Source organism: Pseudoalteromonas holothuriae (assembly GCF_945859825.1).
GTDB classification, from domain to species: Bacteria; Pseudomonadota; Gammaproteobacteria; order Enterobacterales; family Alteromonadaceae; genus Pseudoalteromonas; species Pseudoalteromonas holothuriae.
Map to the genome: position 1 here is coordinate 240,617 of NZ_CAMAPC010000006.1, position 19,522 is coordinate 260,138.

Sequence of the window (19,522 nt, forward strand, 5' to 3'; positions counted from 1 at the left end):
ACACTCGGGGCAGCGCTCGTTGCCCCTAGTTTTTATCCCCTCATAAAATACTAATTCCTTTTTGGAGGAAACCGTGGCTAAACGTCGAGTCGTAGTAACTGGCTTGGGTATGTTGACGCCGCTGGGTAATGATGTAGCATCAACCTGGCAGGGCTTATTAGATGGCCGTAGCGGCATCGAAAACATCACTCACTTTGATACATCATCCTTTTCAACTAAATTTGCAGGCTTAGTCAACGATTTTGATGCCACTCAATACATGGCGAAGAAAGAAGCCAAAAAAATGGATCTATTTATCCAGTATGGTATAGCTGCGGGTGTGCAAGCGATTCAAGATTCTGGTCTTGAAGTGACTGATGATAATGCGCATCGAGTTGGCGTGGCCGTTGGCTCTGGCATTGGTGGCTTAACACTAATTGAAGAAAACCACATTAAATTGCTCAATAGTGGCCCTCGTAAACTATCACCGTTCTACGTACCTTCAACCATTATTAATATGATTTCGGGTCATTTGTCGATTATGCATAATCTACGAGGTCCAAATATTTCAATCGTTACCGCATGTACGACGGGTTTACACAATATTGGTCATGCTGCACGTATGATTGCATATGGTGATGCAGATGCGATGGTTGCAGGTGGTGCTGAAAAGGCGTCTACTCCTATTGGGATGGGTGGGTTTTGTGCGGCACGTGCATTGTCTTCACGCAATGAAGACCCACAAGCAGCGTCTCGTCCATGGGATAAAGACCGAGATGGTTTTGTACTCGCTGACGGCGCTGGTGTCATGGTACTTGAAGAGTACGAGCATGCTAAAGCACGTGGTGCAAAAATCTATGCTGAGCTAGTTGGCTTTGGTATGAGTGGTGATGCATATCATATGACTTCGCCACCAGAAGATGGTGCAGGTGCGGCATTGGCAATGACGAATGCATTAAATGATGCAGGAATTAATGCTGATCAAGTGGGCTATATTAATGCACATGGTACTTCTACAAACGCTGGTGATAAAGCTGAAACGCAAGCAGTAAAAACGATATTTGGTGATGCTGCACATAACGTTATGGTGAGTTCTTCTAAGTCTATGATGGGACACCTGCTTGGTGCTGCGGGTTCTGTTGAGTCTATTATCACTGCTTTATCTTTGGTTAATCAACAAGTAACACCAACAATTAACCTAGATAACCCAGATGAAGGGTGTGATTTAGACTATGTACCTCATATCGCCAGAGATGCAAAACTCGAATATGCATTGTGTAACTCATTTGGTTTCGGTGGAACCAATGGCTCGTTGTTATTTAAAAAGGTATAATGGCGAATTGGCATAATATGAAGAGCCTGGCAATGCCGGGCTTTTTTGTGGGTGATAAATGGAAATTATTGAAGCACATTCAGTCTCTGATTACGATCGAGGTTTGTTATACGGTGATGGTTTTTTTACCACCGCACAAGTACAGGGTGGGCAAATATTACTTTGGGACCGGCATTTAAATCGTTTGAAAGAATGCCAACAGCGCTTACAGTTCCCTTCGCTTGATTGGCAAACGTTAAATGAACGCTGTAACGTTGAAAGTCAAAAATTAGAGTATGGCGTTTTGAAAGTTATTATAACGCGAGGTGTTGGCGGCAGAGGTTATTTGCCGCCGAAGCAGGCTCATCCGCACGTTATTTTACAAACATCACACTATCCGACTCATTACCCTGAATTATTACAACGAGGTTTAGCACTTCAATATAGTGCTATTCAACTGGGCCATCAACCGTTGCTTGCAGGTTTAAAAACGCTCAATCGTTTGGAGCAGGTCTTGATAAAACAAGATGCTGAAAAATACTCCTGTGATGACGTACTCGTTTGTGATATCAACAGCGACGTAGTTGAAACCAGTGTGGGTAATCTTATTGCTGTTAAAGCGGGTAGGGCATTCACGCCTATTTTGAACAAATGTGGTATTTCAGGCGTATATTTGCAACACCTTGCTAAGCACAACAAGATTGAGCAAAGGCGGATAAAGGTTGAGGAAATACTAGAAATGGATGCCTTATTTGTGTGTAATAGCCTACTAGGTTGCGCATTTGTTAGGTCGTTAGGGACAAATGAATTTGATTTATCGCTTGCGAAACTGCTGCAAACTCAATTAGAGTCAGGGATGTTATGATAAAAAAAATACTATTGATTTTTGCTTTGTTCAATTGTGTGGGAGTGGCTTTTATCATCCATCAGTTTCAAGGTATTCAAAACGCGCCTTTTAAGTTTGATGGTGAATTCTATGAGGTCAAGTCAGGTGTTGGCTTCAATCACTTATGCTATGACTGGCAAGCACATGGTTTTATAGATTCGTGTTTTAAATATCAAGTGTATTCTAAATTGGTCCCAGAACAATTTCAGCTCAAAGCGGGTGTTTATGAATTAGCTAATTTGAGTGTACTCGATGCAGTAGCTAAGATACATAGAGGCGAGCAAAAGCAATTTAGTTTTACGATTATTGCGGGAGAAACATATAATAGTGTCTTAAATAAACTGAGCAAGAGCTTATTCATTGATTATCCAAAAGATGAGCAGCAGTTATTGGCGGAGTTAAAAGTGGATGGTAATCCCGAGGGGTGGTTGCTGCCTGAGACCTATTATTATGAGGCTTACACTAAAGCATCAGCTCTACTCAATAGAGCCGCAGAGCGAATGCAATTGGTGTTAACTGATGCTTGGCAGCAACGTATTGATGAACTGCCATTGGACGACCCATATCAAGTGTTAATTTTGGCGTCGATCATTGAAAAAGAAACAGGTTATGAACCAGAACGTTCAACCATTGCATCAGTATTCGTTAACCGCTTAAATCGTAACATGCGGTTACAAACAGATCCGACAGTCATTTATGGCTTAGGTCAAAAGTTTGATGGTGATATCAAGCGCAGTGATTTGAAGCAATATACGCCGTATAATACCTATAGAATAAATGGATTACCGCCAACCCCCATTGCTATGCCATCTACTGATGCCGTTTATGCAGCTACTCAGCCTGCGCAAACGCCATACTACTATTTTGTGTCTAAAGGTAATGGTCAACATCAATTTTCTAAGAGCTTGCGTGAACATAATCAAGCCGTTCAAAAATATATTTTAAAGAGAAGTAATGACAGCTAAATTTATTGTAATTGAGGGCTTAGAAGGTGCAGGTAAGTCAACTGCGATGGCAATTTGCCAGCAATTTTTAAAGCAACATGATATAAACTTTGTGCAAACTCGAGAACCAGGAGGAACGCCATTAGCTGAATCATTACGCGATTTGATTAAACAGCAGCATACAGAGCAAGTGGCCAGTGAAACTGAATTGTTATTGATGTATGCAGCCCGTTCTCAGCTACTTCACAATGTTATAAGGCCATCACTAGAGCAGGGTCAGTGGGTACTTGCGGATAGACACGATATGTCATCTCAAGCATATCAAGGGGGCGGTCGTGGTTTGCCAGAAAGTACGTTATGCTCATTATCTAACATAGTGTTAAATGGACTTAAACCAGACCTGACTGTTTATTTAGATATACCACCTGCTGTAGGACTTGCGCGTGCGAAAGGCCGTGGGGAGCTGGATAGAATTGAGCTCGAAGCGTTAAGCTTTTTTGAGCGCACAAGAGCACGATATTTAGAGTTGGCAAAACAAGATGAGCATTGTGTGATAGTCAATGCTGATCAGACTATGGACAAAGTGCACGCAGATATTGTGGCAGCTTTAGCGCAGTTTTATAAAAGAGTTTTCGGCTAATGTATGAGTGGCAAACGACGCTTTGGCAGCGATTGTTTAAAAGTCAACAACAACAGCGGTTTCACCATGCGCAATTATTACATGGTTTAGCGGGAGTAGGTAAAAAATCGCTGGCGGATCAGTTGTCTAAAGCTTTGCTATGTGAACATGAACAAAGTCTAAGTGCTTGTGGAAAATGTAAAAGTTGTGTTTTGCTTAGTGCAAATACACATCCAGACTTATTAGTAATAGCACCACAAGGGCAAAGTATATCGGTAGATGCAATTCGTGATTTAGCAAGCTTTGTGCATCACTCAGCACAACAAGGGGGCAGCAAAGTTGCAATTATAATTAATGCACAGAAAATGACTCACTCTGCTGCCAATGCACTTTTGAAAACCCTTGAAGAACCAAATGTTGGGCGTTACCTATTACTTACTTGTGATGATATCAGCCAATTATCAGCGACAATTTTAAGTCGGTGTAGCAAGGTTAAAGTTGCAGTGAGTGATAGCAACTCAGCAATGAACTGGATAGAGACACAATTACCATTGGGTGTAAGTTATTCGTGGTTAAAATATTTTTATCAGCAGCCTTTGAAAGTACAGCAGTGGTATTTAGATGAACAGCTTGGACAAATAGATACGTTATACAAGTTTGCATGTGATATAAAAGCAAGTCATAATTTCTCACAGGTACAGGCAATACTGAGTGAGTCGCCTGAATTAGTGAACGTTTTATGCTTGTTTATTCAGCAACAGCTAAAAGCAAAGCTGCTTGGTGATTTGTCTTATCAAGCTTACAGTCGAGCGCAGGTAGCGCTTGATCAATATATGTCTGATACACAACAAATATTGGGTTTAAACCAATCACTGGGGCTCAATAAGTTAGTTAATACATTAAAAAATACAGTGTAATAGGATAGCCAGTGCAAGAACTGCTTATAGACCTTCAAGAGTTAGATGAATTATATCGTTGTTATATGGCTGCCTTAAAGCAAGGTGGTTTATTTGTTAAAAGTAATGCGCGTTTTGAGCTAGGGCAAAGCGTAAAGCTGCGTGTCACTTTGCCTGATGAGATTGAAGATCATGAAATAGTTGGCAAAGTGGTGTGGATAACTCCACAAGGTGCTCAAAACTCTAACCCACCAGGGATTGGTGTGAGCTTTGTTGAGGACCTTGACAGAGTCAACGATAGAATTATTAAGCAGTTAGGCACGGCCCTAAACTCTGATAAACCCACCTACACCATGTAAGAGTAGTTATGATTGTAGATTCACATTGTCATTTAGATAGGCTCGACTTCGATAAGTTAGGGCAACAGTTACCTGAAATTTTGACGGCAGCACGAGCTAAACAAGTAGAGCACTTTTTGTGTGTCAGCGTCACATTAGAGCAGTTTCCTAATATGCTTGATGCTATTTCTCATTATAATGATGTATCAGCATCATGCGGTGTTCATCCTTTAGACCAAAAAGATGTACTTGATAAAGCCAAGTTGGCATCATTGGCGGATCATTCTAAAGTAGTTGCAATTGGTGAAACTGGGCTTGATTATTATTACTCAAAAGACACGCATAAAGTTCAACAGGATAGTTTTGTCGGGCATATTGAGGTTGCAAATGAGCTTAACAAGCCATTGATCATTCATACTCGAGATGCCAAAGCGGATACCATTGACTTAATGAAGGCACATAATGCACAAAACTGTGGAGGTGTTTTACACTGTTTTACAGAGGATTGGGCGATGGCCAAACAAGCGTTAGACTTAGGCTTTTATATTTCTATTTCTGGGATTGTTACATTTAAAAATGCAGTTGAGTTAAAAGAAGTGGTTAAAAAAATTCCGTTAGATCGCTTACTTATCGAGACAGACTCCCCTTATTTGGCACCTGTTCCACATAGAGGCAAAACTAATCAACCTGCGTATGTACAGGATGTGGCTTATTATATCGCGGATTTGAAAGGAATTGGCTATGAAGCATTAGCCAAAGCAACGACTAACAACTTTTACAACTTATTTAGCTTGGCATGTCGCTCAGATGTTACAGCAAGCTAGCGCATTACCACAATTATTACTTGGCCCGATGCTCAGACGAGCTGAACAGGGCCAAATTTGTTTTCAATTGGTAACAAGCCAGTCGTATACAGTTACAATTGAAATTGCTGACTATCAATGTGTTAGTGAGCAAAAAACATTTCGCTTAGGCGAGCACTGTTTCGTTCATTTGCTGCTAGTGCGCCCTGTGTCTGGATTGTTTGCAGCAGATATTACGCTTGACTATCAACTGTTCTTGGATGACTTGCGTTATGACTTAGAAGCTTTTTGCTATCCATCACAGGCATCAGCTCAGTGTATTGTGCCCAAGCAATTACAGCAAATATTGCATGGGTCTTGCCGAAATCCACATCATTCAAGCCGAGATAGTTTAGCTGCCGCAGACGCTTTGCTTGAAAATAAAAAAGCAGCGGGGGAGGCAGCACCAAACTTACTTTTGATGTCCGGCGATCAAATTTATGCAGATGATGTTGCAGGACCAATGTTGCTGGCAATAGCACAGCTAGTTGAGGTGCTGGGTATATACAAAGAACAAGCCCACGTCGCACAATTACCACATGACATGCAACAACAACTTTATAATCGGCATAATTTTTTACCAAAAACACCATGGCAGCAATGTCCTAAATATAGCTTTAGTTACTGGTTTAAACGTGGTGAAGCACATTTTACAAGCATGAGTGCAGGTAATCATTTAGTCTACTTCCAAGAGTTTGTTGCATGCTATTTACTTAATTTTAGTGCAGTTTGCTGGCAATTAATCGACCCGCATAAGCTAACTTATCAAGGTATAAACCCTAAGTTTAAAAAGTCTTTTGATACCCAACTGCAAACTATAACTCAATATGTTGATGACTTGCCCAGAGCGCAGAGGCTGTTTGCCAATATCTCGACCTTGATGATGTTTGACGATCATGATGTTACAGATGACTGGAACTTGACTGCACGCTGGGAACAAGCCATAGCGGCACATCAAAGTAGTCGGCGGATTATTAATAGTGGGTTACTAAGCTATTGGTTATTTCAAGGCTTGGGTAATGATGCGATGCGTCATAGTGGTGCTTTAAGCGCTGAATTTGAAAGAAGCTTAGAGGGCAATACATGGCAGTTTAAAGCCTTAGATAAAGCGCTCAATAGGTTTAAAAATTGGCATTACTGCTTAGAAACAGTGCCGAAAGTAGTGGTTATGGATACGCGTACTCACCGTTGGCGTAATGAGCAAAACTTTAATGAGCCCAGTGGATTATTAGATTGGGAAATGCTCATGGAGTTAGAAGACACACTACTGGATCACAGTGCCGTCATCTTAGTGTCACCAGCGCCTGTATTTGGGGTTAAATCTATCGAAGCTATTCAATCGGTATTTAATTTTTTTGGTCAGCCATTATTAGTCGATGTTGAAAACTGGATGGCACATGAAGGCTCTGCTCGTAAGTTATTAGAGATATTTAGACGCTCTGATACACCAAAAGAAACGATTATATTATCGGGCGATGTTCATTATTCGTTTTGTTTTTCTGTACAAAGTCGATTTGGTAAACATCATAATAGAATTTGGCAACTAACAGCGTCGGGTATCAAGAATGAGTTTCCGAAAAAATTAATCAAGTGTTTAGATAAATTAGACTCCATGTTGTACGCACCATGGAGCCCACTAAATTACTTTACCAAGCGTTGGCATATGGAAGTGAACAAACACCCACTGCTTGGTTCGTCGAGCAATAAACCCTATTTAGTATCTGATAGCGCTATAAGTTTGATCACGTTAGAGCAAGCGGAATTAGTTCGATATCAATTGCTACATCATGATGGTAGGGTACAAGAGTTCTCTCTAGAAACTGATTAGTGTGCTTAACATGTTCTCATGTCGATTTAACAGCGCTGTCATTCAATTTGTACTCTTGCCACCATAAACGTTTGCTGTCCCTGTAAAAGTATTGCCACTTTATAACCGCCAACTCTTTGCTATATTTTATCTAAAGCCCTTTTTATTCGGCAATGTATGCAACTTAAATGGTGTTTATGCTTAGTATTGGTAATTAACTTTGCCTATGCAGTACCGCAGTTTTCAGATACTGCTCAAATCATGCGCCATTACGATTATAATAATGGCTTAAGTCAAGTTACCGTTACAGCATTAGCACAAGATCAATATGGATATGTATGGGTTGGTACTCAGGCTGGGCTCAATCGCTTTGATGGGCATGAATTTAAACAATTTAAACCAAGACAACAAGACCCAAATAGCCTTGCTGGAGGCTTTGTCACTGACTTATGCATCAGTGCAGATAAAGTGTGGGTCGGTACTCGCACAGGTCTGAGTGTTTATCATAGCACCCATGGGCATTTTACCTCATTCTTATCTGAGCAATACCCAGAAGTTGCATCAGATAGAGTTATCTCTTTAGATTGCAATGGCCCTAATGTGGTTGTTTCTTTGGAAGATAGCGATGTTTATCAAGTAAGTCAAACGACCTTAAAGCCTAGTAAAGTGATTTTGCCAGGGCGCTTCATTCGCAATGTAATTGAACGCAATGGTGCATATTATTTCTTGAGTGATCAAGGGTTAATGAAATATACAAAGCAATCTTCTGAAGCCATATTACTGCTTGGTGGGGAATATGAAAAAATGAGTTTTTCAGCCCAGCGCATCGTTCTTATAAGCAAAATGCAAAAACTGGTTAACTATGACACCTTGTATGAGCGTGTATTGTGGTCTAGAAGTTTTACCAACGATACAAATATCACATTACATAATGTGATTGTGAATGCCGATGAAGTACTTGTAGCAACTAATAATGGCTTATACCTGTTAGATAGGCAGGGACAACTTCTCAATCATTGGTACAAGCGCAGTATGCAAACTAATGGATTACTGGATAACAATGTTATTACGGTGATGAGAGACGCAAATCAGGATCTCTGGCTTGGAACTGAAACAAGAGGTTTACACTTTTTAAGCCAGTTAAGTGAGTCTTTTGGCCATGTCAGCCAACACAGTTATACCCAATCACCTTTACTGAGTTCGGATATACGAAGTTTTGCTATTGATAAGCAAGACAGACTGTGGTTTGGCACATCAAGTGGGCTATTTATATTTGATGGTCAGGGATTTATCGCTGCAAACAAAATCTATCCTTCGTTGGATGTGTTAGACAACAGCTTTATTACTAAAGTAGCAATTATTGAAGAGCAGTTGTGGGTCACAACCAGAGGTAATGGAGTTATTAAGTATGATTTTGAAAATGCGCGCTTAGAGCACCTTAAACCAGATTTTGGTAATGGGCCTGAACTTACCTTTAATAGTATGCTTGAGTACAAAGGCGATTTATTAATAAGTTCTCGAACGTCAGGTTTGCTCAAATATGTCGAAGGAAAAAATAAGCTAGAGCCATATTTTCACCCATCAATTCAAGCTCCTAGTCATGTTTCATCCATGCGCAATGTTGCCGGTGCTTTGTGGTTTGGATCAATCGGCAATGGGCTCTTTCAGTTCAAAGGTGGCAGGTTGCGTAATATTACTACTCAGCACGGGCTGAGTTCAGATCTGGTGTTTATGTTGGAGCAAGACCAATATGAAAATACTTGGGTAGCCAGTGAATTAGGCATATCTATTGTTAATGCTGATTTTGAAGTTGAACGTACAATTACGCATACGAATGGGCTGGCTAATACTGCTATATGGGCTTTAGTATACGATGGTTATGATCATATGTGGGTAGGCAGTAGTGGCGGGTTAAGTCAGATTCACACGGCCAATTTTGCAATTCATAATTTCTCTCCAATTGATGGCATTCAAGACAATGAATTTAATTATAATGCTGCATGGTTAGCGCCTGATGGACGAGTTTTTGTTGGTGGGGCAAAAGGGTTTAATCAATTTTATCCGCAAAAAGTAAATATTGATAAGAGTGAAAAACCACTTCTTATAAGTCATATTGAATTGTTGGGGCGGGTATTGTTACCTAGCCCTAATGGCCACCTACGTACATCTCCTGAATTAGCAAAAGAGCTTGTACTAAATCATGATGAAGACATTGTCTCTTTACAGTATTCCAGTCTTGATTATGGCTCTGAGCAGCAGCAGTTTTATTATCGTGTTTTGGGCTTAAGTGATAAGTGGTTGAAGTTAGCATCCGGTGTTAGGCAAGTTAATTTATTACGTTTGGAACCCGGGGAATATGTGGTTGAAGCATACACGGTAAACCGATTTAATATCCAATCTCCCAAACATCGTTTTGTTATTAAGGTAAAGGCTCCTTGGTGGTGGAATAGTTATTCCAAAGCAACTTATGGACTCACTATACTTCTTATTGTGTTGTTAATCATGCGTGTGCGACAACGCCGTTATCAGCAGGTAGTTCGAGCAAATAAAAAAATGCAGGAATTACAGCAACGTTTAGAGCTATCTCTTTGGGCTAGTGGTGATGAGTTGTGGGATTGGCATTTAATGAACCACACCATATATCGCCATAGTGTATCTCCGCGTGTTGATTATGGTATTACTCAAACACGAATGACCTTAGCAGATATTGGTCAGTTTGTTCATCCTCAAGACTGTACGTACTTAAAAACCAAGGTGGAGTCTTGCATCCGAGGGGATGCTCAAAGTTATGAGATAGCTATCCGTGTTAAAGATTTAGATGGTAATTGGAGTTGGGTATTAGACCGTGGCAAGGTTGTTAAACGCGGAAATGGGGGCCAAGCTATTCGCATCGCTGGTGCACTAAAAGACATCGCACAGCTCAAAGCACATGAAAATGCGTTACAAGCACTTAATGAACAGTTAGAAATAAAAGTTGCCATGCGCACCGATGAGCTTTACAAAAAAAACCAAAAGCTAGAACAAGCTATGATGGAGTTAAAACAGACTCAAGATGAGTTAATCGAAAGCGAAAAAATGGCATCGCTGGGAGGTCTAGTCGCAGGCGTTGCTCATGAAATAAATACGCCGTTGGGTGTTGCGCTTACTGCCCTTACATATAATGAAGAAAGTATGAGAAAGGTTGCCAATAAATTAAAGAGTAAAACGTTAAGCCAAAAAGATCTCAATAAAGCATTAGATGAGCAAGGTGAAGGGTATCAATTGATATTTAGAAATCTTGATAGAGCACAAAATCTAATCGGTAACTTTAAACAAGTAGCTGTTGACCAATCTAGTGAAGTGTGTCGGGCAATCAATCTCAAAGCGTATGTGCAAGATATTTTTACGTCGCTTGAGCCTTTAACAAAGGGTAAAAATATCGAGATCCAGGTTTTGGGTAATGATGACATCAACATACATACCTATGCTGGCGCGGTATATCAGATCTTGACAAATTTACTCAATAATTCTGTTATTCATGGGTTTGAAAAATTATCAACAGGACAGGTGATAGTCCAGCTTCAGCAGGATGAAAATTATTGGTACTTTAATTATCAAGATAACGGAGTGGGGATGTCAGATGCTATGCTTAAATCAGTATTTGACCCCTTTGTGACATCAAAGCGAAGCCAAGGTGGATGTGGGCTTGGCATGCACATTGTTTATAATTTAGTGACACAGCTTTTAAAGGGAGAGATCCGCTGTACGTCAGAGCTTGACCAAGGTATAGAAGTTAAAGTTAAGGTGCCAATCCAAACATTTGATAATAGCCAGTATTAACACCTATCAGGTTTTAATACTGGTAACTGATATGTTGAAAAAAGCGTATATTTACATCCTGTTTGTTCGGATTTATATGTAATCTATCCGCAAAGGCACGGATCACGCTTTCAACGTTACTCATAAAGCGTCCATAGCCCATATCCTTTTTATGGGATGTGTGCGCAACGATGACAAAATTCATTGTATCAACTAATTTATCACTTTCCCAAATAGAAGCATTTTGCACTTGGTCACTTTCAATATCAAAGCTGAGCTTCTGTAATTCGATATTGGCAGCATTTTTATCTATTTTGCTATTTCGTACTAATGGTAAACGTCCGTCTGCAACAAACGCACACAGTGAAAGCTGTTTTTCAGCACAACTCGACAAAAAAGCATCTTCTATGGTTTTGTAGAATTGACTGTAATCATCGTGTTTTAATAGATGTTGATATTCAGTTTTAAGAGCGCGCGTAACAGGTAAGCTAAAAGTGGCATATGTCATTTCAGAATGTGTGTCGGGTAACGTACAATTACGTGCCTGATATCTTGGGTATAAGCTTCTTAATTTATAACCATAACTTTCTTTGTTACCTTTAGACTTAGCAAAAATATCATAGGTTAAGTGTTGATGATCGCGTACCCTTAACGCGTTAGCACCAATACTTTGGTTGGTTTCAAGTAGTGCTTCTAGAGTGCGTTTTACCTTAATATGAAAGTTTGCTGCATTTGCGCGAATATCACTGCCAGTGGCTAAAAAGAGTAGAGAAATCTTGCGTGCTTTTACGTTTTCATCCCAATAAGATTTATGGGCTTCGTGATATTTTGGATTATAAAAAAACAGCATTTGTTTTTGTGTTTGCAAACAATATGATTCTTCATGAAAACGTACAATCGGTAATTTGTCATTAGCAATGAGATGTACATTATGAAGTTCATACTCATCGCATTGTGCAAACAATTGACGAGCTAGACGCTCGTAGCAGCTTTGTAAGTCATCAAAACAGTTATAAAACTGCTCTGTTGGTTTGAATTCTGCGAGGATATACTGATTGTTGCGCGCATTAGTTGGAATATAGACGCGGTTGAGTGTCATTGAAGCCATTTATTAATTGTCCTTGGATTACATCACTGTATGAGTGCACTATAAAACATTTTCATGACTTTTTTATTGCGATAGAACAAAAACTGTCATGAAATTTAAGGCCGATCGTGATATCTGTATCGCATTTGAAGAATTCTTTCAGTGTTGGACAGGATTTACTGTAAGTTCCCAGCGTATTTTGTAATAATGCCGAAGTTATTCAGTACCAATTTCAGAGGAATGCATGAGCATGGCGGAAACAGAAAATCGCCCAACAAATTTTATTAGAACGATTATCGATGCTGATTTGGCTAGCGGTAAGCATCAGCAAACGCACACGCGTTTTCCGCCAGAGCCAAATGGTTTTTTACATATAGGACATGCTAAATCAATTTGTCTTAACTTTGGTATTGCACAAGACTACCAAGGTCTTTGTAACTTACGTTTTGATGACACTAACCCAGAAAAAGAAGACATTAATTACGTACAGTCTATTCAAGAAGACGTTAGCTGGTTAGGTTTTAAATGGGATGACGAGATTTGTTATTCGTCAAATTATTTTGACCAACTGCATGGCTACGCCGTTGAGTTGATTGAAAAAGGCTTGGCCTATGTGTGCTTTTTGTCGCCAGAGCAGGCGCGCGAATATAGAGGTTCTTTGACTGAACCGGGTAAAGATAGCCCTTACAGAAACACCTCACCAGAAGAAAACTTAGCCTTATTTGAAAGAATGCGCAAAGGTGAATTCAAAGAGGGTGAGTGCGTACTACGTGCTAAAATTGACATGGCTAGTTCGTTTATGGTGCTTCGTGACCCAATTATTTACCGTATTCGCTTTGTTCATCATCACCAAACTGCTGATAAGTGGTGTATTTATCCAATGTATGATTTTACGCACTGTATTTCAGACGCATTGGAAGGGATCACGCACTCGTTGTGTACACTAGAGTTTCAAGATAATCGCCGTTTATATGACTGGGTACTTGATAATATTAGTCTTGAGTGTCACCCGCAGCAAATTGAGTTTTCACGCTTAAATTTAGAATATACAGTAATGTCAAAGCGTAAGCTAAACGATCTTGTAGTTAATGGCCAGGTACAAGGATGGGATGATCCTCGTATGCCAACTATTGCAGGGTTACGCCGCAGAGGTTATACCCCAGAGTCTATAAGAGAGTTTTGTAAACGTATCGGGGTTACTAAACAAGACAATATGGTTGAAATGGGCATGTTAGAGGCATGTATTCGTGACGACTTAAATGAAAATGCACCACGTGCTATGGCAGTACTTGACCCAATCAAAGTGGTTATTGAGAACTTTGACGCAGATAAAGTTGAGCAACTTACTGCACCGAATCACCCTTCAAATGAAGCTATGGGTTCTCGTGAGGTTCCTTTTACTAGAGAGCTTTATATTGAACGTGAAGATTTTCGAGTTGAAGCGAATAAGAAATTTAAACGTTTAGTTTTGGATAAAGAAGTACGTTTACGCAATGCATATGTGATTAAAGCTGAACGTGTTGACGAAGACGCTGATGGTAACATCACAACTATTTATTGCAGCTATGATGCTGAGACTTTAGGTAAAAACCCAAGTGATGGTCGCAAGGTTAAAGGTGTTATCCACTGGGTGTCGGCAACACATTGCGTTGAGGCTGAGGTTCGCCAATATGATCGTTTATTTAATGTGCCAAATCCAGCGGCAGCTGAAGATTTTACGCAGACGCTTAATTCCGAGTCATTGGTTGTGATCAGCAATGCGAAATTGGAACCATCGTTAGCAAACGCAGCTGCTCAGCAAGGCTTTCAGTTTGAGAGAATGGGGTATTATTGTCGTGATAACAAAGCAACCGAGTTGGTATTTAACCAAACCGTTGGCTTAAGGGACTCATGGGCAAAAAGCGAAAACGCTTAAGCAAGTAACTTAAAAAGGCCGAGCCACTCGGCCTTTTTCTTCAGTGAAAGACAACATGAAAAACCAAGTCGTAGATAAGCAAAGTACTAAGTCCATCCATAATTTTTATATCAATGAACAGCAATCTATTTATTTGTTATCGCATCATGATGCTAAAAAGCATCGCCAATGGCTTAGTATTTGTAAAAAACAATTATCTATGTTGGGCTATTCAGATGTTGAAATCATTGGCTCTGGAGCGTTTGGCTTTGTTTTTGCTGGAGTCAGCCCAGACTCCCAGCAATGGGTGTTTAAGTTTTCTCGGATCACTTTACCACAAGCTGTGCGTGACAGGCTCGAAGATGAAGCATACATGTTATCGCAAATTCACAATCCTATGGTGCCGAAGTTTTTTGCTTTTGAACGGGTAAAAAAGCAAGGTATTTTAATGATGGCGCGAGCGCCCGGAGAGGATTTAGAGAAAGTTTCTCTTAAAAAAGGGCGCTTTTATGCCGACGAGCTGGTGGCTTTGGCATTAAAACTGCGCAATGTATTGCGAGATTTGCGGTCGCACCGTAATGGTATGTCACCACAGCCTATTGTTCATGGAGATATTAAACCGTCGAATATTGTTTGGGACGAGCAAGTCAAAAACTTTTCATTGGTGGATTGGGGCAGCTCTGTGTACGCACAAATAGATGAACATGGTGAGCCTGTAGCAAGCAATATTATGGACTTAATGTCTTCAGATGTGGCTAGTACAAATGCCAGAATGGGTGATGTGTACTTTATTGGTGATGAGCAAATGTCTGGTGCGCAATCATCCCCACGTTTTGATGAGCAAGGTGTTGCGTCAACCATTTATGCGCTCGCCAGTGCTCAATCATGCCGTTTTGGCGCAAAAGTTATTCCAGCTAAGAGTCTGGGTTTACCGAAAGAGTTTGCAGCGGTAATTGATGGCATGTTGAGTAAAGATAAGCACACACGTGACCAAGCCGGTGATTACTTTATGCGTAATATGCCAGCTATGGCGCGTACTTACTTACCCCGTTTTAAGCGCAAAGAAAGCAAAGCAAATATTCCATTTTGGGTAAGTAATACCGATGAGCAGCCAGATACCGTAGTTTATAGCTCTAGAAAGGAGTTTTTACGTCGGGCAGATCACAAGCAACAACTTCATGATGTTAACGATGCCCAGCTAGATAGATATTATAAAGAGTTTTTATTTGACACGGGCGACGTTGAGAAAGCCTTTTTAGCATCCATAAGCCGTTTAGCAAAATATCCAGTAGTGGGGGGGTTGAGCTTTCATTGGAAAGAAACTTCGCTGTATATCGAATCAAGTTTAATTCTACATGATAGTGATATGCAGACCGCGTTAACAGATGCCATTAATGCAACGGTGATGTTAGCGCAAGGAATCACTCAAAAAGGTTTATTTAAATGTTGCCTATTTGATGCACGCCAAACTATTCAGCTTGAAAGAGATGAAACTGGTGCATTTGTTTTTGATAAACTCCCACAGCTGAATTATTCCGTGGTTGATGTGTCTAGTAACGAATTGACTCGTCCGCATAGTTACTTTGAAGATGGAAAAGATCCTGACGAGCAACTGCAACTGCCCAAAAGCATTATCAAATGTGTATTTGAGCTTAACCAAATTCACCACACCGGTTGCATTATTTTTGAGTCGCTTGAAGGACGCTTGAAGATCCATCATTATTATCGTTTACTTGATGCAAGCAAAGAGCAGCAATTCAAAGCGTTACTTAACCGTATTATTCAATATGCTATGAGCATAGACGATGTTGGTGTAGCAGGCTTTATGAAGTTGCCTTATAAAAATACTCGAGAATTTAACCTATGCGAGCAACAAGCCCAATATTACTACCCTAAAAACCCCAAGCTTTAGAATTGAGCCTTAGGGCGTGTTGATCTTTGCTGTGTGTTTTTACAGCAGTCATTCGGGTATTTCCCCAAGGCGAACCTGCACCTATAGTTATTTTATATAAGTCAGGTGATAACGTAGAAAAATGTGCCGAATGGCGCTGCCCAAAGGCTTCCACTACTTTGTTATTCGCAACGAACTTAAACTATATTATGCTCCATTGCTCATTTCGCGTAATGAAAGCCTTTGATTTGAACAAAATTCATACCTCAAAGATCAGCAGCCCTTATTAAACATATAAAGGGAAAATGAATTATTTGCCATTGCATAACATGTGTATTTTATTCAAAGTAGTGGTGATCAATCAATAAGTGAGTAGGGATATGGACAAGCAACAAAGACAAGATATTTTAACCCTAAGTTGGAGTATTCATGATGATGTGGAGCAGGCTGTATTAAAACACCCAGCCAGTAGTAATGATGAAAACTGGCAGGAAAAACAACGCCTTCTGCTAGCAGATATGGCGTTACACTTATTACAAACAGCACTTAAACCCGGCGACTTACAAACAGACAAATTGACGAATAATTTAAACGCAATTTTAACACTCAGTAATGACTTCATTGAGCATGTGGATTTAAAGGCTGTTACTGACAAGTTATATCACTTGGAACCTGATCATGAATCAGAAAATTAAGCTGTCATCACAGCAGCATGATGAATTAATATTAAAGGCACAGCAATATTGTGTGGATAGTTTTGGTCTCGAACTTGAACAGTTTGATGCGGCCTTTATGGTAGATTTTTTTATCGAACAAATTGGTAAGCAGATTTATAATAAAGCACTTGATGACGCAAAATCTCATTTAGAACAACATTTTGAGGTATTGGGTGAAAGGTTATATGACTTGGAAAAATATTAAAGGCGAATGCGTTAAATAGTTTTATTGGACAAATTCGCTTATCCAGTGCAAAGGTTAAAAAGGAAGCAGGCTATATGGACATGCCGCAATCATTACATGAAATTTTAGGTGAACAGCAAAGTAAATTAGCGCTTTTCGGTATAACTGCATTTACACTGTTAGGCTCAGTGCTGGTTTTTATTTTGATGCATTATCAAATGTCCGAACAATCTTATATGTGGTGGCAGTATGTGCTAGGCGGACTCATTATAATTGATATAATTGCAGGTACTGCGGCTAATTTTACCCGAGGTACTAATCATTATTATGCTTGTCGAGCACGATCCCGGTGGGTTTTTATAGCGATTCACATTCACCTAATTGTGGTAGCTGTGTTATTTGAGCAACCTTTAATACAAGCACTTTATATTTGGAGCTATGTGATAATATCTGCGTGTATTTTGAATGCACTATTTGACAAAAGAATACAGCGGTTTCTTGCTATGATATTGGTTAGTATTGGACTCGTATTAATTGTAGGTTTGGCGTCGATGTGGTGGTATAAAACAGTGGCTGCGCTTTTTTTAGTCAAGGTATGCTACGCATTTGCAGTTGATCACTATGATATAAAAAGCCCGACTTAAATCGGGCTTTTTGTAAAAGCTATTTAAACCTAGGTTATTTATTCATCAGGTCGGTAGGTTTTTTTCATGATATACACAAAAGCATTTACAAAGGCATTTTCTTGATATTTTTTGAGACCAGTATCTTCAAAGTCAATCGGTAATGGGTTGCGCTTAAGCTGCTCTTTAACTTCAGTTGTCGAAAGTAACCGCACATCTAACCCTTCGATTAATTGTATTGCTGCTTCCATTTTAAAACCAGCTGCACTGCCTGCAAATTTTCCCTTAGGTGCTCGTTGTCTTATCGCAACAGAATCAACTTGATAATCAGTCATAAGCTTTGCAAAATCGAATTGAAATTTGCGCATTTGCTCAGTGTCTAGGCCTACATTTGTAAGAGTAAAGCGGGTTTGACGCACGTCACGTATATCAAATACGTCATCTTTTTTAGTTAGCAGACACAGAAGTATGTCACTGCCTGTGATCTCAACGCCACATGTTCTCATTATTGGTTTCCAATCTATTTAATTATCGACGGATTATAGCAACCTCATCCATAAAGCAAAAGCTTACACCTTAATCTCTATTGCGATGGCTGCGTGATCTGAATAGCGGATATCCTCTTCATCTCTTTTTGGATCCAGATGGGCATCAAAATTATGATATGTCAGTGATTTTATCAAAGGATTGCTACTATTAGGGTTAAATTGCTGTGATGCTAAAATATAGTCAAGTACATTACCTTGGCCCTGATAGTAATGACTTGCAGGTTTTTGTTCAAACTGATGAGTATTATCAGCAAAGGTAAAACTGTCAAACAGTCCAACACTGTCAAAACGCTCATGAATATTAACTTGCGGGGGAAAGGAGCGGGTCATGAAGGATAGAGCTGGGCTACAGAGGTTATCATTAAAATCGCCCATCACGAGGGTGGCACAATTTTGCTCGCGCTGAGTTTTAAGTGCATCATAATAAATAATTGAGGCTTCTAAAGAGCGAGAAATTTGTGACTGCATAGTTCCCACTGTTTTGTGCAAGAGTGTTAAAAGGGGGTCATCTTGTTGTGAGTCACCAAGCATATGTGCCATAGAGTGAACGCGCTGTGATTTGAAGTGTACCGCGTAGCAGGTTATTAAACCAAAACCTGCCAGTTCAATCGTACACTTTATTGGAGTGCGATTAAAACGAAATTGGTGTTGATTATTTAAATACTCTAACAGTTCAGGGCAAGGTTCAAATGCGCTCACTTGCCCAAACGGCACTTTTGAGGCTATCGCAACAACAGGGTTAAACAGTACATTTGAGAATACAGCATCCGCTTTTGGTGCATCAACTGTAGCGAAGTAACTTAAGCCTAAATCACCACATAAGTTTTTTAATGCATCAATGCTAAATACTTCTTGAAAGACAATAAAGGTGGGGTTGATATGTTCAATAAGCCCAGTTATAAATTGGGTTTTTGACTGCCATTGTGTTTCATTATAGTGTTCGTGCAGTTGATAGAACGAAAACGGGGGACTTGCAAAATTTAATAAATTTAAAGAAGCAAAGCAGTAGCGAGTCAGGTCAGTCATGTATTCCCCTTTTTGAATGCTCAAACGTGTATAAATTTAACAATTTATTGATCAATTTTAGTCTTTGACTTGAATTTCGTCACGCTCACGGTCAAAATACCACTCGGTTTGAAAGTCCTCAAGCACACGGTA

17 protein-coding genes are annotated in these 19,522 nt (G+C 39.8%); 14 read left to right on the plus strand and 3 right to left on the minus strand.

Going from position 1 to position 19,522, the window contains the following annotated elements:
* Positions 1-73: 73 nt before the first annotated feature.
* The 9 genes from fabF (at position 74) to OCI93_RS10510 (ending at position 11,442) form a co-directional block, all read left to right on the plus strand.
* Complete coding sequence (gene fabF / locus OCI93_RS10470; protein ID WP_261626366.1) at positions 74-1,312, plus strand: beta-ketoacyl-ACP synthase II; 1,239 nt, start codon at positions 74-76, stop codon at positions 1,310-1,312.
* Positions 1,313-1,370: 58 nt separating this feature from the next.
* Positions 1,371-2,156: an aminodeoxychorismate lyase gene (gene pabC, locus OCI93_RS10475; protein WP_261592379.1), complete on the plus strand. Its 786-nt coding sequence runs from the start codon at positions 1,371-1,373 to the stop codon at positions 2,154-2,156.
* A complete protein-coding gene (mltG, locus tag OCI93_RS10480) occupies positions 2,153-3,142 on the plus strand; it encodes an endolytic transglycosylase MltG (protein WP_261592380.1) in 990 nt (329 codons plus the stop codon). Before pabC ends, mltG begins: the two co-directional genes overlap by 4 nt.
* Entirely contained in the window at positions 3,132-3,761 is a 630-nt protein-coding gene (gene tmk, locus OCI93_RS10485) for a dTMP kinase (RefSeq protein ID WP_261626367.1), read from the plus strand. Before mltG ends, tmk begins: the two co-directional genes overlap by 11 nt.
* Positions 3,761-4,657: a DNA polymerase III subunit delta' gene (holB, locus tag OCI93_RS10490; protein WP_261592382.1), complete on the plus strand. Its 897-nt coding sequence runs from the start codon at positions 3,761-3,763 to the stop codon at positions 4,655-4,657. Before tmk ends, holB begins: the two co-directional genes overlap by 1 nt.
* 11 nt (positions 4,658-4,668) lie before the next feature.
* Positions 4,669-4,995 carry a PilZ domain-containing protein gene (locus tag OCI93_RS10495; RefSeq protein ID WP_261592383.1) on the plus strand — a complete coding sequence of 109 codons (327 nt, stop codon included), beginning with the start codon at positions 4,669-4,671 and terminating at the stop codon, positions 4,993-4,995.
* An 8-nt stretch (positions 4,996-5,003) separates the two neighbouring features.
* Positions 5,004-5,798, plus strand: a complete 795-nt coding sequence (locus OCI93_RS10500; protein ID WP_261592384.1) for a TatD family hydrolase — start codon at positions 5,004-5,006, stop codon at positions 5,796-5,798.
* A complete protein-coding gene (locus OCI93_RS10505) occupies positions 5,782-7,644 on the plus strand; it encodes an alkaline phosphatase D family protein (RefSeq protein WP_261592385.1) in 1,863 nt (620 codons plus the stop codon). Before OCI93_RS10500 ends, OCI93_RS10505 begins: the two co-directional genes overlap by 17 nt.
* Before the next feature lie 156 nt (positions 7,645-7,800).
* On the plus strand, positions 7,801-11,442 hold the full coding sequence (locus OCI93_RS10510) for a two-component regulator propeller domain-containing protein (RefSeq protein WP_261626368.1): 3,642 nt from the start codon (positions 7,801-7,803) through the stop codon (positions 11,440-11,442).
* Positions 11,443-11,455: 13 nt separating this feature from the next.
* Here OCI93_RS10510 and OCI93_RS10515 read toward each other — a convergent pair whose 3' ends face one another.
* Entirely contained in the window at positions 11,456-12,529 is a 1,074-nt protein-coding gene (locus OCI93_RS10515) for a DUF3083 family protein (RefSeq protein ID WP_261592387.1), read from the minus strand.
* A gap of 229 nt (positions 12,530-12,758) precedes the next feature.
* On the opposite strand from OCI93_RS10515, the gene glnS reads away from it, so the two are divergent.
* The 5 genes from glnS (at position 12,759) to OCI93_RS10540 (ending at position 17,837) form a co-directional block, all read left to right on the plus strand.
* The gene (gene glnS, locus OCI93_RS10520) at positions 12,759-14,423 is read left to right on the plus strand and encodes a glutamine--tRNA ligase (RefSeq protein WP_261626369.1); all 1,665 of its coding nucleotides are present in this window, start codon (positions 12,759-12,761) and stop codon (positions 14,421-14,423) included.
* 55 nt (positions 14,424-14,478) lie between these two features.
* A complete protein-coding gene (locus OCI93_RS10525) occupies positions 14,479-16,314 on the plus strand; it encodes a protein kinase domain-containing protein (protein ID WP_261592389.1) in 1,836 nt (611 codons plus the stop codon).
* A 359-nt stretch (positions 16,315-16,673) separates the two neighbouring features.
* Positions 16,674-16,988, plus strand: coding sequence for a hypothetical protein (locus OCI93_RS10530; protein ID WP_261592390.1), 315 nt, complete (start codon positions 16,674-16,676; stop codon positions 16,986-16,988).
* On the plus strand, positions 16,972-17,214 hold the full coding sequence (locus OCI93_RS10535; protein WP_261592391.1) for a DUF2164 domain-containing protein: 243 nt from the start codon (positions 16,972-16,974) through the stop codon (positions 17,212-17,214). The genes OCI93_RS10530 and OCI93_RS10535 overlap by 17 nt, the downstream gene beginning before the upstream one ends.
* Positions 17,215-17,288: 74 nt before the next feature.
* Positions 17,289-17,837: a hypothetical protein gene (locus tag OCI93_RS10540; protein ID WP_261626370.1), complete on the plus strand. Its 549-nt coding sequence runs from the start codon at positions 17,289-17,291 to the stop codon at positions 17,835-17,837.
* A 38-nt stretch (positions 17,838-17,875) separates the two neighbouring features.
* On the opposite strand, the gene OCI93_RS10545 is transcribed toward OCI93_RS10540, so the two are convergent.
* Together OCI93_RS10545 and OCI93_RS10550 are read right to left on the minus strand one after the other, a co-directional pair.
* On the minus strand, positions 17,876-18,322 hold the full coding sequence (locus OCI93_RS10545) for a DUF3010 family protein (RefSeq protein WP_261592393.1): 447 nt from the start codon (positions 18,320-18,322) through the stop codon (positions 17,876-17,878).
* Positions 18,323-18,385: 63 nt separating this feature from the next.
* Positions 18,386-19,390, minus strand: a complete 1,005-nt coding sequence (locus OCI93_RS10550; protein ID WP_261626371.1) for an endonuclease/exonuclease/phosphatase family protein — start codon at positions 19,388-19,390, stop codon at positions 18,386-18,388.
* Between the last annotated feature and the right edge of the window lie 132 nt (positions 19,391-19,522).

Bases quoted from the DNA above. Each gene is read 5' to 3' on its own strand.
- pabC (WP_261592379.1), top strand. From the start codon at position 1,371: ATGGAAATTATTGAAGCACATTCAGTCTCTGATTACGATCGAGGTTTG.
- mltG (WP_261592380.1), top strand. From the start codon at position 2,153: ATGATAAAAAAAATACTATTGATTTTTGCTTTGTTCAATTGTGTGGGA.
- tmk (WP_261626367.1), top strand. From the start codon at position 3,132: ATGACAGCTAAATTTATTGTAATTGAGGGCTTAGAAGGTGCAGGTAAG.
- holB (WP_261592382.1), top strand. From the start codon at position 3,761: ATGTATGAGTGGCAAACGACGCTTTGGCAGCGATTGTTTAAAAGTCAA.
- OCI93_RS10500 (WP_261592384.1), top strand. From the start codon at position 5,004: ATGATTGTAGATTCACATTGTCATTTAGATAGGCTCGACTTCGATAAG.
- OCI93_RS10505 (WP_261592385.1), top strand. From the start codon at position 5,782: ATGTTACAGCAAGCTAGCGCATTACCACAATTATTACTTGGCCCGATG.
- OCI93_RS10510 (WP_261626368.1), top strand. From the start codon at position 7,801: ATGCAACTTAAATGGTGTTTATGCTTAGTATTGGTAATTAACTTTGCC.
- OCI93_RS10515 (WP_261592387.1), bottom strand. From the start codon at position 12,529: ATGGCTTCAATGACACTCAACCGCGTCTATATTCCAACTAATGCGCGC.
- glnS (WP_261626369.1), top strand. From the start codon at position 12,759: ATGGCGGAAACAGAAAATCGCCCAACAAATTTTATTAGAACGATTATC.
- OCI93_RS10525 (WP_261592389.1), top strand. From the start codon at position 14,479: ATGAAAAACCAAGTCGTAGATAAGCAAAGTACTAAGTCCATCCATAAT.
- OCI93_RS10530 (WP_261592390.1), top strand. From the start codon at position 16,674: ATGGACAAGCAACAAAGACAAGATATTTTAACCCTAAGTTGGAGTATT.
- OCI93_RS10535 (WP_261592391.1), top strand. From the start codon at position 16,972: ATGAATCAGAAAATTAAGCTGTCATCACAGCAGCATGATGAATTAATA.
- OCI93_RS10540 (WP_261626370.1), top strand. From the start codon at position 17,289: ATGGACATGCCGCAATCATTACATGAAATTTTAGGTGAACAGCAAAGT.
- OCI93_RS10545 (WP_261592393.1), bottom strand. From the start codon at position 18,322: ATGAGAACATGTGGCGTTGAGATCACAGGCAGTGACATACTTCTGTGT.
- OCI93_RS10550 (WP_261626371.1), bottom strand. From the start codon at position 19,390: ATGACTGACCTGACTCGCTACTGCTTTGCTTCTTTAAATTTATTAAAT.